Raw genomic sequence first — 14,165 nt, forward strand, 5'->3', positions numbered from 1 at the left:
TGGGCGATAGACCATTTGGAGACTTCCCATGCGCGCCCAGCCCACGGCATCGCACTATGTCAACGGACGCTACATCGACGACGAACGCGGCGCACCGCTGCCCGTCATCTATCCGGCGACCGGCGAGACCATCGCGATGCTGCGCTCGGCAACGCCGAATGTGCTGGAACTCGCCATCGAAGCCGCACGTGCCGCACAGCCAGCCTGGGCACGGCTGAAGCCGGTCGAGCGTGGTCGCATCCTGCGCCGCGCCGCCGACATTCTGCGCGCCCGCAACGCCGACCTCGCCCGCATCGAGACGCTAGATACCGGCAAGGCGATCCAGGAAACGCTGGTGGCTGACGCGCCGTCAGCGGCGGATTGCCTCGAGTATTTCGGTGGCGTGATCGCCGCATACAATGGCGAATCCGTCGATCTCGGCGGACCCTTTGCCTATACGCGGCGCGAGGCGCTCGGCGTCTGTGTCGGCATCGGCGCCTGGAACTACCCGATCCAGATCGCCGGCTGGAAATCCGCACCGGCACTCGCCATGGGCAATGCCATGGTGTTCAAGCCCTCCGAAAACACGCCGCTGTCAGCGCTGGCGCTGGCCGAGATCTACACCGAGGCCGGCCTGCCCGACGGGCTGTTCAACGTGGTGCAAGGCTATGGCGATGTCGGCGCCGGCCTTGTCGGCCATGATGTGGTCGCCAAGGTTTCGGTGACCGGCTCGGTGCCGACCGGCCGCAAGGTGCTGTCGCTCGCCGGCTCGAAGATGAAGCACGCCACGATGGAACTCGGCGGCAAGTCGCCGCTGATCGTCTTCGACGATGCCGACATCGAAAACGCCATCGGCGGCGCCATGCTCGGCAATTTCTATTCGACCGGCCAGATCTGCTCGAACGGGACGCGCGTCTTCGTACAGAGCGGCATCCATGACCGCTTCGTCGACCGGCTGATCGAGCGAACGAAGAAGATCCGTATCGGCGACCCACTCGATCCCGATACGCAGATGGGGCCGCTGGTCTCGAAGGCGCAGCACGAAAAGGTCGTCGGCTATATCGAGGTCGGCAAGCAGGACGGCGCGACACTCGCCTGCGGTGGCAAGGTGCCGTCGTTGCAGGGTTTTGATGGTGGCTTCTTCGTCGAGCCGACGGTCTTCACGGGCGTTACCGACAATATGCGCATCGCCCGCGAGGAGATTTTCGGACCGGTGATGAGCGTGCTGAAATTCGACGGCGAGGACGAGGTGATCGACCGCGCCAATGATACGGAGTTCGGCCTTGCCGCCGGCGTCTTCACCCGCGATCTGCCGCGCGCCCACCGGGTCATCGCGGAACTGCAGGCCGGCACCTGCTGGATCAACGCCTACAATCTGACGCCGGTCGAGATTCCCTTCGGCGGTTTCAAGCAGTCCGGCATCGGCCGCGAGAATTCGCTGGCGGCACTGGCGCTCTATTCGCAGCTGAAATCGGTCTATGTCGAGACCGGGGACGTCGCCAGCCCCTACTGATCCGGCTTGTCCGCCGTCCCATCCAGATACTGGGTTAGTGCGCAGACCAGATGGTAGAAGATGCTGGCCGGCACGTCGGCCGCCAGCGAACGGCCGCGTTCGTCGATGCGGTCAATCCAAAGGCCGAGCGGTGCCGGATCGATATGCCACCGGAACAGGCGGCCGACGCGCGCCTCGATCTCCGGTTTCAGGTCCGGCCCGCCTGAGCCGTCGAGAGCGATAGCGGCCTTGATGGCTTCGGCCTGCGGCCAGCTTCGCGATATCAGATCGAGCGGCAGCCCCTGCCGCGAGACGGCGCCATAGGCCAGGCCAGTAGCGCGGTTGAGGCCGTTGGCGATCGCCGAGGCGTATAGCTTCCTAGCAAAGCCCATCAATTCGGTCTGCCCGCTGCGCGCGGCGAAATCGACCAGCAACGAGGCCCATTCGAAATGATGACCGGGCTCGGTCCACGAACCCTTCTCATTCTTGGCCGGCTTCCATTCGTTGTCGAAGAACTCGCCCAGCGTCCAGCTGTCAGTGTCGAAGAAATGGCTCCGGAACAGGTCGATGATGCGTGCCGCGCGGCGCAGATAGACGCGGTCGCCGGTCGCCTGATACCAAGCAAGAAAGGCTTCGAGCAGATGCATATGCGGGTTGGAGCGCCGCTCGCCCTCGCCGTCCGAGGTTTCGAGGAAGCCGGTCATGCGGCTGTCCTCGAGATGAGCGTCGAGGAAGACGAAAGTTTCTTCGCCAAGCCGCAGCGCATCGGGATTGCCGCACATATGCGCGTGCGCCAGTGCCAGAAGCACACAAGAATGGTCGTAGGCATCCTCAGCGGCGTCGGCGACCGAGCCGTCGACATTCAGCGTGCGTACCCAGCCGCCCTTGTCGGTGCGGCCATTGCCGACCATGAACGTGATGCCGTGGCTGATCAGGCGGTCGGCCGGACCATCCCAGCCGCGCGCCTTGGCGACGGCAAAGGCATAGACCTGCCTCGCCATCGTGCGCATGCGCTTGGGCTTCATCAACGGTATGCCGTCAAATCCCAGCGCCTCGTGGAAGCCGCCGTGGCGCTCGTCGACACCAACCGTCGACCAGAGCGGCAAGGTCTCCTGGAACAGCCAGTGATGCACACGCCGGCGCCAGGCGCCGCTTTCGATGACGCGGTCGTGGGCAGGCGTGAACCTTGTTTCCAGACGGCCACTCTTCTCGAGTTGCTCGACGATCTTCTTGACGTGCTGACTGTGGCTGACCGGGGCAACAAAGGTCGCGTCGACGGTCGAGACGATAGCGACGTCCTTCAGACCGATCGCCGACAGCAGACGGCCATCACTGCGGATGTAGGAGTTCTCGCAATCGATCGCGACGACATCGCCGACGATGACATTGCCTTGCCTGTCGGAGGGGCCGACATCGAGCAGCGACTGCCAGGACCCCAGATCGTTCCAGCGGAAACCGGCCGGCACCATGGCAATGTGCTGGGCATGCTCCATGATCGCATAGTCGATCGAGGTCGACGGAATGGCGGCATAGAGTTCGAGCGGCATGTAGAGGCCGGAAAGATCCGTCGTAGCAGCCTGATAGGCCACCTCGGTGGCATTCCATATTTCCGGCTGGAACGCCAGGAAGGCGTCGCGCATGGCGCTGGCGCGAAACAGGAAGATGCCGGTGTTCCAGAAGAAGTTCCCGGCGGCCAGATAACTCTGCGCCGTGGCGAGATCGGGCTTTTCGACGAAACGCGACACATCGCAGACGCCGTCCTTCTCGCCGGCAACCTCGATATAGCCATAGCCGGTTTCGGGTTGGCTGGGCTTGATGCCGAACACCACCAGCCGGCCCGCGCGTGCCGCCGCACAGCCCGCCTCGACGCTGTCCCAGAATTGCCGTGCCGTCGCGATCTCATGGTCGGATGGCACGACGAGAACCAGGCTGTCGCCGAATTCCGACAAGGTGCGCAGCGTCGCCAGCGCGACCGCGGCTGCGGTGTTGCGGCCTGTCGGTTCGAACAGCGGGCCACCGCCGGACAGGTCGAGGCCGGCAAGGTCGGCGTGAACACGATCCGCGTGGCGCTCCGAGGCGATCAGGAAGATCGGCGTTTCGCCAGCCGGTCTCGCCGCCAGCCGGCGCAAGGTCTTGGCCAGCATCGAACCGTCGCCCGAAAAATCATGAAACTGCTTGGGATTGTCCTCGCGCGACAGCGGCCAAAGCCGCGAGCCGACGCCACCGCTCATGACAAAACTGACGATACGTTCGGTCATGATCTGCTCATTCAAAAGGTCTGGTTGTAAGCGCCGACTTCGGGGCTGCGGCGCAAGACGGCATCGACGCCCTCGAACATCTGGCGGCGACGGTCCGACGATACCGGGCTCTCCACCACGACGACAAGCTCCGGCTTGTTCGACGATGCGCGGACCAGCCCCCAGGTGCCGTCCTCGGCAACGACGCGCACGCCGTTGACGGTGATCAGTTCGACGATCTTCTGGCCGGCAAAGATGTCGCCGGCTTGTTGCATTGCCTGAAAATCCGAGACAACTCGCTCGACCACACCGTATTTCAGCGCATCGTCGCAGTGCGGCGACATGGTCGGCGTGCCGAAGGTCAGCGGCAATGCGCGGTAAAGGTCGGCCATCGAGCTACTGGGGTTGCGGTCCAGCATCTGGCATATGGCGATGGCGGTGACCAGGCCATCATCATAGCCACGCCCGATCGGCGGGTTGAAGAAGAAATGGCCGGATTTCTCGAAGCCAGCGACCGCGCCGAGTTGAGCGACGCGCCGCTTGATATAGGAATGCCCGGTCTTCCAGTAGTCAGTGGCAGCGCCATTGGCTTGCAACACGGCATCGGTCTTGAACAGGCCGGTCGACTTGACGTCGACGACGAAGGTCGAACCGGGATGCTGGCCGGAGATATCGCGGGCCAGCATGACACCGACCTTGTCAGCGAAAATCTCGTTGCCTTCATTGTCGACGACGCCGCAGCGGTCGCCATCGCCGTCAAAGCCGAGCCCGACATCGGCGCCTGTTTCCAGCACCTTGTCGCGGATCGCATGCAGCATCCGCATGTCCTCGGGATTGGGATTGTAGCGCGGGAAGGTGTGGTCGAGTTCGACGTCGAGCGGAATGACCTCGCAGCCGATCCGCTCCAACGCTTCCGGGGCAAAGGCGCCAGCGGTGCCATTGCCGCAGGCAGCGACCACCCTGAGCTTTCGCGTGATGCGCTTATCCCCTACCAGATCATCCAAATAGGTCTCGCGGAAACCAGGGACGAAATCGTAGGAGCCGCCGCCGGTCAGGTCGAAGTCGCCGGAAAGGACGATTTGTTTCAGCGCGCTCATCTCCTCCGGGCCGAAGGTCAGGGGACGCGCGGCGCCCATCTTGACGCCGGTCCAGCCATTCTCGTTGTGCGACGCTGTGACCATGGCGACCGATGGCGTGTCGAGCGCGAACTGGGCGAAATAGGCCATGGGCGATAGCGCGAGCCCAATATCCCTGACCCGCGTGCCGGCGGCCAGCAGCCCGGACACCAGCGCCAGCTTGATGGAAAGCGAATAGGAACGGAAATCATGCCCAGTGACGATATCCGGCCCGGCGCCAAGGCGCCGGATCAGCGTGCCGAGCCCCATGCCCAGCGCCTGAACGCCAATCAGGTTGAGTTCCGGCGGCACCTCGGAGCCTGGATGACCGAACCACCAGCGCGCGTCATACTCGCGAAATCCCGACGGCTTGATCAGCGCGGATGTCTCGAATTCAAAGGTGTTTGGCCGGGCATCGCCAACGATCGTCAAGGGCAAGACAGCAAAACTCCAAGCGGCTGGAATCACAGTGTTTCGAGGCAGCGACGATCGACTGCCTGCCACACAAGCCTTTAACCCGCGTTTATCCTGTGGGAAACCCCCAGTTCGCCGACAATGGGGAATGAAAGCACAGGAAATGCGACAGAAGTGCTGCCATTGCCGCTTGCAGGAACGAAGGACGACAGCTATAAGCCCGCGGTCTGGTCACGGAGTGTAGCGCAGCCTGGTAGCGCACCTCGTTCGGGACGAGGGGGTCGCAGGTTCAAATCCTGCCACTCCGACCAGAAAAACAAAGACTTAGCGGTTCCCGAAAACTGCCGCCCAGAGAAACCCAACCTAGAACGCGGCATTTACAGAAAGCCTGCCGAGGGGTGGCGCTGTTATATCATTTCCCCCCCGCTTTTGCTCTTTCGCGCATGCCAATTGCGCTGGGCAGGAAGCGCATCCTTTGACGAAATGGTAGCAAGCTATAGTTCGACGGTATGATCACCGCCGAAATGAGAGCACCGAGCGAGGTTGCGGACATGAAATTGATTTCGATGGCGCGCCCTGCGCTCGTGCCTGTGCTTGCCCTGTGTCTTGTCACGGGCTGCGCATCGATAGCAGGATCAGTCAACCCCGCGAAATACGACAAGATGACGTGCGTGGAGCTCAACAACGCTCTGGGAAGCACCGCCAGCGAAATCTCGCAGACCGCAATCAGCCGCGGTAACGTCGCGAACACCAGTGTTCCACGTTGGTTGCTGGGTGGCTCGCGCGTGAAGACCGCGGTCGCTGACCGTGAAACGGCCAGGATCGACCGGCTGAAGCAGCAGCAGGATGCCATCGTCGCGGCAAGGGCGCGCAAGTGCCCGAGGTCAACAGGCTGAGAGCAAACAGACGCTGCCCCGGTGATCGGCCGGCGGCGACTTTTTCAGGCGCTCAGGCGAAACCGGGTGACATCGATGGCAGCATTCATCAGCGTTTGCGTATAGGGCGCCTGTGGATTGCTGAAGATCGCCTCGGTTGGCCCCTCCTCGACGATCTTGCCCTGTTTCATGACGATGATGTAGTCGGCCATGGCGCGTACGACCGAAAGATCGTGGCTGATGAACAGGTAGGACAGTTCATGATCGGCCTGCAGCTTGCGCAGCAGTTCGACGATCTGCTTCTGCACCGAGCGGTCCAGTGCAGAAGTCGGCTCGTCCAACACCACCAGCTTCGGTTTCAAGATCATGGCCCGGGCAATGGCGATGCGCTGCCGTTGCCCGCCTGAGAATTCGTGCGGATAGCGGTTGCGTGCGTTGGGATCGAGGCCGACTTCGCGCAAGGCTTCGACCGCGCGTTGATCGCGCTGCCTGCCCGAAAGATTTGGCTCATGCACCAGCAGCCCTTCGGTGATGACCTGGCCGACGGTCATGCGTGGCGACAGCGAGCCGAACGGATCCTGGAAGACGAGTTGCATTTCGCGCCGCAGCGGCCGCATCGCCTGTCGGTCGGCCGTGGAAATGTCGCGATCGCCGAAACGGATGAGCCCGTCGCTGGGCAACAGCCGCAGCAGGGCGCGGCCAAGCGTCGATTTGCCCGAGCCGGACTCGCCGACAATGCCGATGGTCTGGTTGCGTTGCAGCCGGATCGAGATGTGATCGACGGCGCGCAGCATCAGCGGCTCTCCGGCGAGAAAGCCTCCGCCGATCTTGAATGTCACTTCGACATTCCTGGCTTCGAGCAGCACCGGGGCATTGGCGGGCGGCGGCGCTTTGGTCCCCGTCGGCTCCGCCGCCAGCAGCATTTTTGTATAGGCATGCTGCGGGTTGACGAAGATGGCTTCCGCCTCGCCCTCTTCGACGACTTCGCCCTGGCGCATAACATAAACCCGATCGGCGAAGCGACGGACAACGCCAAGATCGTGGGTGATGAAGACGATCGCCATGCCGAGCTTGCGCTGCAGTTCGGCCAGAAGCATCAGTATCTGCGCCTGAATGGTCACGTCGAGCGCCGTCGTCGGCTCGTCGGCGATCAGGATGTCGGGATCGTTGGCCAAGGCCATGGCGATCATCACGCGCTGGCGCTGGCCACCCGACATTTCATGCGGATAGGACCTCATCCGCCGTTCCGGGTCGGGAATGTGCACCAGCCGCAGCAGCTTGAGCGCCTCCTCCCTCGCCTGCGCCGCGCCAAGGCCGCGATGACGGCGGATCGGCTCGATCAGCTGGTTGCCGATCGAATAGAGCGGATCGAGCGAGGTCATCGGCTCCTGGAAGATCATGCTGATCTTGGCGCCACGGACCTTGTTCAGCTCGGATTTGCTCAGCTTCAGAAGATTGCGGCCGCGATAGTCGACACTGCCGGTCGCTTCGCCATTCGACGCCAGCAGGCTCATCGCCGCCATCATTGTCTGGCTCTTGCCGGAGCCGGATTCGCCGACCACGGCGACGGTTTCACCGGCATTGACGTGGATGTTGATGCCCTTCACCGCTTCAACCGCGCCATCAAGGGTACGGAAGCGGACGCGCAGGTCCTTGACGCTGAGGATCGTTTCGGAAGTGGCCATCTCATCGATCCCCATCTTTATCGATCTCTCGGGTCGAGTGCATCGCGCAGTCCGTCGCCCACGAAATTCAGCGCAAACAGCGTCGAGACGAGGAAGAATGCCGGGAACAACAACAGCCAGTTGGCGGTGCCGATGTTCTTGGCGCCGACCGAGATCAGTACGCCCCAGCTGGTCATCGGCTCCTGGATACCGAGCCCCAGGAACGACAGGAAGCTTTCCAGGATGATGACCTGCGGCACCAGCAGCGTCATGTAGATCACCACGGGACCAAGCAGGTTGGGGATGACGTGGCGCAGGAGAATGCCGCGCCGGCCGACACCCATGGCTTCCGCCGCCTGGACATATTCCTGCCGCCGGATCGACAGCGCCTGCCCGCGCACGATGCGCGCCATGTCGAGCCACAGCACGGCGCCGACAGCCAGGAACATCAGCACGAAGTTGCGGCCGAAGAACACCACCAGCATGATGACGAAGAAGATGAAAGGCAGTGAATAGAGCACGTCGACGATGCGCATCATCACCTCGTCGACCTTGCCGCCTGAAAAGCCCGCCGCGGCGCCATAGACAACGCCGATCACCACCGCCACGACGCCGGCGAGCAGGCCGATGGCCAATGATATGCGCCCGGCCATCAGCGTGCGCGACAGGAGATCGCGGCCGGTGTTGTCGGTGCCGAAGAGGAAATACTGCTGCTTGACCGACGTGCTCATCGTCACCTCGAGCCGGTCGGGCGATTTGCTATCGATCTTGGTGTCATCGAAGGCATCGGAACGGTCGAGGTAGCGGATGTTGCGGTCGTCGATCGGCTTGGTCGAGGTAACGGTGACGGTGACGCGATCGCCGTCCTGCTTCCACTCCTTGATATCGACCCGCATGCGCTTGATCGCGTCAGTGAGCGCTGACTCGATCATGTCGGGCTTCGGATAGGCCGTGAGGCTTGGCGGCGTGCGCACATAGTCGGCGTAAATGGTCGTGTATTGGTGCGGCACGAACCAGGGTCCGAATATGCTGACGACCCCGATCAGCACGAGATAGTAGAGGCTGAACATGGCGGCGCGGTTCGCCTTGAGCCGCGCCCAGGCGTCACCCCAGAGCGAGCGGCCAGCGATGACGGGAGCTGTGGCTGCGATGTCAGTCATAGCGCACCCTCGGATCGATTACCGCATACATGACGTCGACGATCAGGTTGAAGACGATGGTGAAGATGGCGATCACCACCACGGTTCCCATCACCAGCGTGTAGTCGCGGTTGAGCGCGGCATCGACGAAATAGCGGCCGACACCAGGAATCGAGAAGATCGTCTCGACGATGACCGAGCCGGTCAGCAGGGCCGCCGCCGCCGGACCGGTGAAAGAGACAATCGGCAAGACGGCGCCGCGCAGCGCGTGCTTGACCACCACCGACCAGTCGGAGAGGCCGAGAGCACGGGCGGTGCGGATATGATGGGACCGCAGCGATTCGATCATCGAACCGCGCATCAGCCGGGCGACGATGGCGATCTGCGGCAAGGCAAGCGTCAGCACCGGGCCGACCTTGTTGATGAAAGCGCCGTCGCCCCAGCCGCCGATCGGGATCAGCTTCCAGGTCAATCCGAATACAAGCTGGATCACCGGCGCGATGACGAAGGTGGGGATGGTGCTGCCGGCGGTCGCCAGTGCAATCACCGTGTAGTCGCCAAGCCTGTTTTGGTTGAGCGCGGCAATGGTGCCGAGCAGGGACCCAAGCAGAAGCGCCAGGATCAGTGCCGAGGCGCCGAGCTGGATCGAAATGGGCAGGCCCTTGGCGAACAGTTCGGTGACGGTGAAGTCCGGCATGTTGTAGCTCGGGCCGAAATTGCCGCGCAGCAGATTGCCGAGATAGTGGGCATATTGCAGCCAGAGCGGATCGTTGAGGCCGAACTGGGCTTCAAGGTTGGCCTTGATCTCCGGGCTCAGCCCCCGCTCCTGGTTGAATGGACCGCCCGGCGCGACACGCATCAGGAAGAACGCCATGGTCACGATGACCAATAGCGTCGGGATGGCGGTCAAAAGCCGCCGGAATACATAACGCAGCATCGGTGCCCCGCTTGACCCAGAGCAACGCACGTCCACGTGGACGGTTGCGCTCCAGCGCTTCAAATCTTCGCATCGTGCTTTCCAAAAATCGGTTCCGATTTTCGGGTCGATACGACGGCAACCAGAACCGCCGCCCTTCTACAGCGTCGCAAATCCCGCAGGATATGCGACGCTGTAGATGGGCAGCGGCTGGCCAAGGAAATCAGTCCTTGCTGATGAAGCGAGACGGGTGCACGTCCATCACGTTGTCGACGAAGCCATGAAGCTTCGACGATACGATATCGTGATAGCTGTAGTAGAGAAGCGGGATCTGGCCGACGTCATCGACGAGGACGCGTTCGGCTTGGGCGAGGTCCTTCATACGCTCTTCGGGCTTGCCGCCGGCGGCGGCAGCCTTGTCCATGGCCGCTTCGTATTGCGGGCTGTTGTAGTTCGAATAATTGTTGCCGCTGGCCTTGCGCGAGATGCCGAGGAAGGTTTCGGGATCCTTGTAGTCGGCGATCCAGGCGGCGCGCGCCACGTCATAGTCGCCCTTCTGCTCAAGGAAGGAGTAATGGGTCTTTGTGTCGGTGTTGAGCAGCGTGACGTCGACGCCGAGCGGCTTCAGCTGCTCCTGGATGGCGACGGCGGTATTCTTGTGGTTTTCCGAGGTGTTGTAGCGGATTTCCATCTTCAGCGGATGCTCGGGCGTATAGCCGAGCTTCTCGAGGATCTTCTTGGCCGCGTCCTCGCGGTCGATCTGCGGCATGTCGGCGTATTTGGCCATTGCCGGCGTGTAGCCCTCGATACCCGGAGGCACCATCGAATAGCCGGGCAGCATCGAATTCTGCCAGACTTTCTCGGCGATGAAATCGCGGTCGATCGCCATCGAGATGGCGTTGCGCAGTTCAGGATTGTTCCACGGCGCCTTGTCGGTCTTGATCGCATAGTAGTAGGTGCCGAGATACGGTCCGACGTGGATCTGATCGCCAAACTTGGTCTTTAGGTCGGCGAGCTGTTCCGTCGGGAGATCGTCATAGCTGTCGAGTTCGCCGGCCTCGAAGCGCTTCATCGCCGATGAGCGGTCTTCGGTCGGGATGTAGTTGACGGTGTCGATCTTGACGCTTGCGGCATCCCAGAACTTCGGATTCTTGACCAGCTTCATATGGTCGTTGGGAACCCACTCGGCCAGCTTATAGGCGCCGTTCGAAACGAGATTACCCGGCTTGATCCAATCGGCACCGAGCTTTTCGATCGAGGCCTTGCTGACCGGATAGGTGGCCTGGTGGGTCAGCATCTCGAGGAAGTAAGGCGTCGGCGCCTTCAGCGTCACCTCCAGCGTATTTGCGTCAATCGCCTTGACGCCCATATCCTCCGGCTTGCCTTTCTTGGTGTTGACTTCCTCGGCGTTCTTTATGGGGTAGAGCATGGAAGCGTATTCGGCGCCGGTGGCCGGATCTTCCAGCCTACGGAAGGCGTAGACGAAATCCTCGGCCGTCACCGGGCTGCCGTCCGACCAAAGGCCGTCCTTGCGCAGCTTGAAGGTATAGACGGTGCCGTCATCCGAGACTGTCCAGCTTTCGGCGGCGCCCGGAATGAGGTTGGCCTTCTGGTCTTGCATGACCAGACCCTGGAACAGGTCGCGCAAGATGTTGGCTTCGTAGACTGTCGAGGTCTTGTGCGGATCGACCGATTCCGATTCAGCGGCCGTGCCACGGTTGTAGACAACGTCGGCGAACGCCGGCGTGTAAAGCGTCCCGGCGGCCAAAGCCATGGTCGTGGCAAAAACCGTCGCCTTCAGCATAGTTTTGAGCATGGAGTTCTCCCTGTTGGCGCTGCCCCTCAGCCACGCCTCTTGAGTGTTTACGCCGGAGCCGATTCTGGCCTTCCAGCGCGCCGCCGATTTCCCGTTTCGGCAGCTGGTGGCAGGAGACTAGACAGGAGGTAGTCCCATTTCAACAGAGTCTTGATTGACGCTAAGTCAGCGGCCCAACGCTAAAACAGAGTGAACCAAAATTATAATAGCCATTCAACTCGACGCACCTGCAGGTTGTGCCTTGTGTTTTCTGTTTTTGCAGTGCGGGTTTGGCATTCTCTGTACATGTTCCAGAAGCACGATCTGAAGATTCCAAGGCGCCGTTTCCGGACAAATGTTTCGGGAACTTCGGCGGTCGAGTTCGCGCTGCTTTCGCCGATCTTCATCCTGCTCCTGCTCGGGATGGTTGCATACGGTATCTATTTCGGCGCCAGCAACTCGATACAGCAAATCGCGGCCGACGCCGCGCGCACGGCACTTGCCGGAGTGAACCAGACGGAACGCCGGACGCTGGTGGCGAGCTTTCTCAGCAACAACGCCAGCGGTTATCCTTTCGTGGACTCTACCAAGCTGACCTACCAAGCCAATGACAGCGTCGCCGACGGAAGCCAGTTCGTGGTGTCCATTCAGTATGACGCCCGCAACCTGCCGATCTGGAACCTGTTTCCCAATCTGGCCATGCCGGGAACCACAATCTCGCGCCAGTCAACGATAAGGGTCGGAGGCATCTGAATGCGGCGGCTACTGCGGGAGGGGATTGGCCGGGTCGCCCGGCTGCTGGGTGACAAGAAGGCGAATTTTACCGTGATGGCGGCGCTGAGTGCGCCCGTTGCGCTGGCGCTGGCTGCTTTCGCCATCGATGAAGGTTCCATCTACACGGAGCGCCGCACCGCCCAGGCTATGACCGATCTCGCCGCGATCACCGCGGCATCAAACATCACCAACATTCAAAATGCGGTGGTGACGACACTCAACGACAATGGAATGCCTGGGATCATCGTCCAGAGCGCGGGCCAGACCATCGTACCGACCGCTGGCCAGACCGTTGTATCGATAAGCCCCGGCCAATACGCGGCGGCATCGGGGGTCGGCGTCGGCCAACGCTTCCAGGCAGGGGTGACACCCTACAACGCCGTTAAAGTCACCTTGAAGAAAATTCCCGCGCGCTTCTTCGCAAGCGCGCTGATCCCCAGCCCTGTCATCAGCACGCAAGCCATCGCCAGCATGACACCGATGGCGACGTTTTCGGTGGGCTCCAGGCTTCTCAGCCTCAATGGCGGCATCCTGAATTCGCTGCTCAGCGGCTTGGTGGGCGGCAACATCTCGCTCAGTGTCATGGATTACAACGCGCTGGTCTCAGCCGATGTCGATGTACTTTCCTTCATGGGTGCCCTGGCGACCCAGTTGAATCTGACCGCCGGAACCTATTCGGACGTGCTGGCGTCGAAGGCGACAATCGGTCAGATCGCCTCCGCCATGGCCAGTGTTCCCGGCCTGGACGGCACCAGCGCCCTTGCCCTGCAGGCGATCGTCGCCAAGGCCACCAGCACGGTCAAGATCCCGCTCAATACGCTTGTCGATCTCGGCGGCGTCGGCAGTCTGGCAATTGGGCAAAGACCGCCTGGTCTTGGGGTTAGTGCAAACGCCATCGGAATGTTGACCGCGGGTGCTGTGCTGGCGAATGGCACCAACCAGGTTTCACTCAACCTCGGCGCCACCATACCGGGCCTTACCGCCACGACGCTGACCATCGCCATCGGCCAACCCATGCAATCCTCACCCTGGCTCGCGATCGACCAGGTTGGCACCACGGTGCGCACTGCCCAGACGCGAATCAAGCTTACGTCATCGGTCACGGTTGGCACTTCTGGTCTGGGTGGCGGCATCAGCCTGCTGGCCGTCAATCTGCCGCTCAATGTGGAAGTCGCCTACGCCCAGGCCACGTTGACCGGAATTACGTGTCCGAGCGGCCCATCCAGCATCCAGGTTTCGATCGCCGCGCAGCCAGGCATAGCCGCGCTGCATCTCGCCAACACCAGTGCCACGGGCACCACCTTCGCCAACTTCAGCCAGCCGCAGACGTTCAGCAATGCCGAGATCGCGGATGTGAGCCTGCAGTTGCTGCTGATCAACCTTCCCCTGCTGCAGATCATGGGTTCCGCGGCAACCGCGATCACCAACAACAGTCCGCAGACATTGACCTTCAATGCCACGGAGATCGCCAACAAGACGACAAAAACCGTCTCGACGCGAAACATAACGCAGTCGCTCACCTCGTCGCTGATCAGCAATCTGTCGCTGTCGGTCAACGCGCTCGGCCTCGGGATCGACCTGACCGGTTTGCTCGGAACGGTGACGCCAGCAGTGGTCGCGGTGCTGAATGGCGTCACCGCGCCGGTCGACAACCTGCTTTACAACCTGCTCTCGACTCTCGGCGTCAGCGTCGGCTCGGCCGATGTCCGAGTTACCGGCGCGACTTGCGGACGCTCGGTGCTGGTTCAATAAGCTGACCGGCGGC

The 14,165-nt window shown here is 61.9% G+C and carries 10 protein-coding genes and 1 tRNA gene; 5 read left to right on the forward strand and 6 right to left on the reverse strand.

Annotated elements, in window-relative coordinates; genetic code table 11:
• Positions 1-28: 28 nt before the first annotated feature.
• Positions 29-1,492 carry a betaine-aldehyde dehydrogenase gene (gene betB / locus ABVQ20_RS12325; protein WP_354459767.1) on the forward strand — a complete coding sequence of 488 codons (1,464 nt, stop codon included), beginning with the start codon at positions 29-31 and terminating at the stop codon, positions 1,490-1,492.
• Here betB and ABVQ20_RS12330 read toward each other — a convergent pair.
• Together ABVQ20_RS12330 and ABVQ20_RS12335 are read right to left on the reverse strand one after the other, a co-directional pair.
• Positions 1,486-3,729 (reverse strand): AGE family epimerase/isomerase, encoded by a 2,244-nt coding sequence (locus tag ABVQ20_RS12330; RefSeq protein ID WP_354459768.1) that lies wholly within the window; start codon positions 3,727-3,729, stop codon positions 1,486-1,488. The two genes, betB and ABVQ20_RS12330, sit on opposite strands and share 7 nt — an antisense overlap.
• Before the next feature lie 11 nt (positions 3,730-3,740).
• The gene (locus ABVQ20_RS12335) at positions 3,741-5,261 is read right to left on the reverse strand and encodes a phosphomannomutase/phosphoglucomutase (RefSeq protein ID WP_354459769.1); all 1,521 of its coding nucleotides are present in this window, start codon (positions 5,259-5,261) and stop codon (positions 3,741-3,743) included.
• Between the two features lie 210 nt (positions 5,262-5,471).
• Here ABVQ20_RS12335 and ABVQ20_RS12340 point away from each other — a divergent pair.
• Together ABVQ20_RS12340 and ABVQ20_RS12345 are read left to right on the forward strand one after the other, a co-directional pair.
• A tRNA-Pro gene (locus ABVQ20_RS12340) sits at positions 5,472-5,548 on the forward strand.
• A 240-nt stretch (positions 5,549-5,788) separates the two neighbouring features.
• Complete coding sequence (locus ABVQ20_RS12345) at positions 5,789-6,133, forward strand: hypothetical protein (RefSeq protein WP_354459770.1); 345 nt, start codon at positions 5,789-5,791, stop codon at positions 6,131-6,133.
• A gap of 44 nt (positions 6,134-6,177) precedes the next feature.
• Here ABVQ20_RS12345 and ABVQ20_RS12350 read toward each other — a convergent pair whose 3' ends face one another.
• The 4 genes from ABVQ20_RS12350 to ABVQ20_RS12365 all read right to left on the reverse strand — a co-directional run bounded on the left by ABVQ20_RS12350 (position 6,178) and on the right by ABVQ20_RS12365 (position 11,647).
• Complete coding sequence (locus ABVQ20_RS12350) at positions 6,178-7,797, reverse strand: ABC transporter ATP-binding protein (RefSeq protein WP_354459771.1); 1,620 nt, start codon at positions 7,795-7,797, stop codon at positions 6,178-6,180.
• A 17-nt stretch (positions 7,798-7,814) separates the two neighbouring features.
• Positions 7,815-8,936, reverse strand: a complete 1,122-nt coding sequence (locus ABVQ20_RS12355; protein ID WP_354459772.1) for an ABC transporter permease — start codon at positions 8,934-8,936, stop codon at positions 7,815-7,817.
• On the reverse strand, positions 8,929-9,852 hold the full coding sequence (locus ABVQ20_RS12360) for an ABC transporter permease subunit (protein WP_354459773.1): 924 nt from the start codon (positions 9,850-9,852) through the stop codon (positions 8,929-8,931). Before ABVQ20_RS12360 ends, ABVQ20_RS12355 begins: the two co-directional genes overlap by 8 nt.
• Positions 9,853-10,054: 202 nt before the next feature.
• Positions 10,055-11,647: a peptide ABC transporter substrate-binding protein gene (locus ABVQ20_RS12365; RefSeq protein WP_354459774.1), complete on the reverse strand. Its 1,593-nt coding sequence runs from the start codon at positions 11,645-11,647 to the stop codon at positions 10,055-10,057.
• Between the two features lie 285 nt (positions 11,648-11,932).
• Here ABVQ20_RS12365 and ABVQ20_RS12370 point away from each other — a divergent pair, with 285 nt between their 5' ends.
• Both ABVQ20_RS12370 and ABVQ20_RS12375 read left to right on the forward strand, forming a co-directional pair.
• The gene (locus tag ABVQ20_RS12370) at positions 11,933-12,379 is read left to right on the forward strand and encodes a TadE/TadG family type IV pilus assembly protein (RefSeq protein WP_354459775.1); all 447 of its coding nucleotides are present in this window, start codon (positions 11,933-11,935) and stop codon (positions 12,377-12,379) included.
• Positions 12,380-14,152: a pilus assembly protein TadG-related protein gene (locus tag ABVQ20_RS12375; protein ID WP_354459776.1), complete on the forward strand. Its 1,773-nt coding sequence runs from the start codon at positions 12,380-12,382 to the stop codon at positions 14,150-14,152.
• Positions 14,153-14,165 lie beyond the last annotated feature (13 nt).

The organism is Mesorhizobium shangrilense, assembly GCF_040537815.1.
Taxonomy (GTDB): Bacteria; Pseudomonadota; Alphaproteobacteria; order Rhizobiales; family Rhizobiaceae; genus Mesorhizobium; species Mesorhizobium shangrilense.

What these genes read in the sequence shown, in the direction of transcription:
- betB (WP_354459767.1), top strand. Translation starts at nt 29, where the DNA reads ATGCGCGCCCAGCCCACGGCATCGCACTATGTCAACGGACGCTACATC.
- ABVQ20_RS12330 (WP_354459768.1), bottom strand. Translation starts at nt 3,729, where the DNA reads ATGACCGAACGTATCGTCAGTTTTGTCATGAGCGGTGGCGTCGGCTCG.
- ABVQ20_RS12345 (WP_354459770.1), top strand. Translation starts at nt 5,789, where the DNA reads ATGAAATTGATTTCGATGGCGCGCCCTGCGCTCGTGCCTGTGCTTGCC.
- ABVQ20_RS12350 (WP_354459771.1), bottom strand. Translation starts at nt 7,797, where the DNA reads ATGGCCACTTCCGAAACGATCCTCAGCGTCAAGGACCTGCGCGTCCGC.
- ABVQ20_RS12355 (WP_354459772.1), bottom strand. Translation starts at nt 8,936, where the DNA reads ATGACTGACATCGCAGCCACAGCTCCCGTCATCGCTGGCCGCTCGCTC.
- ABVQ20_RS12360 (WP_354459773.1), bottom strand. Translation starts at nt 9,852, where the DNA reads ATGCTGCGTTATGTATTCCGGCGGCTTTTGACCGCCATCCCGACGCTA.
- ABVQ20_RS12365 (WP_354459774.1), bottom strand. Translation starts at nt 11,647, where the DNA reads ATGCTCAAAACTATGCTGAAGGCGACGGTTTTTGCCACGACCATGGCT.
- ABVQ20_RS12370 (WP_354459775.1), top strand. Translation starts at nt 11,933, where the DNA reads ATGTTCCAGAAGCACGATCTGAAGATTCCAAGGCGCCGTTTCCGGACA.
- ABVQ20_RS12375 (WP_354459776.1), top strand. Translation starts at nt 12,380, where the DNA reads ATGCGGCGGCTACTGCGGGAGGGGATTGGCCGGGTCGCCCGGCTGCTG.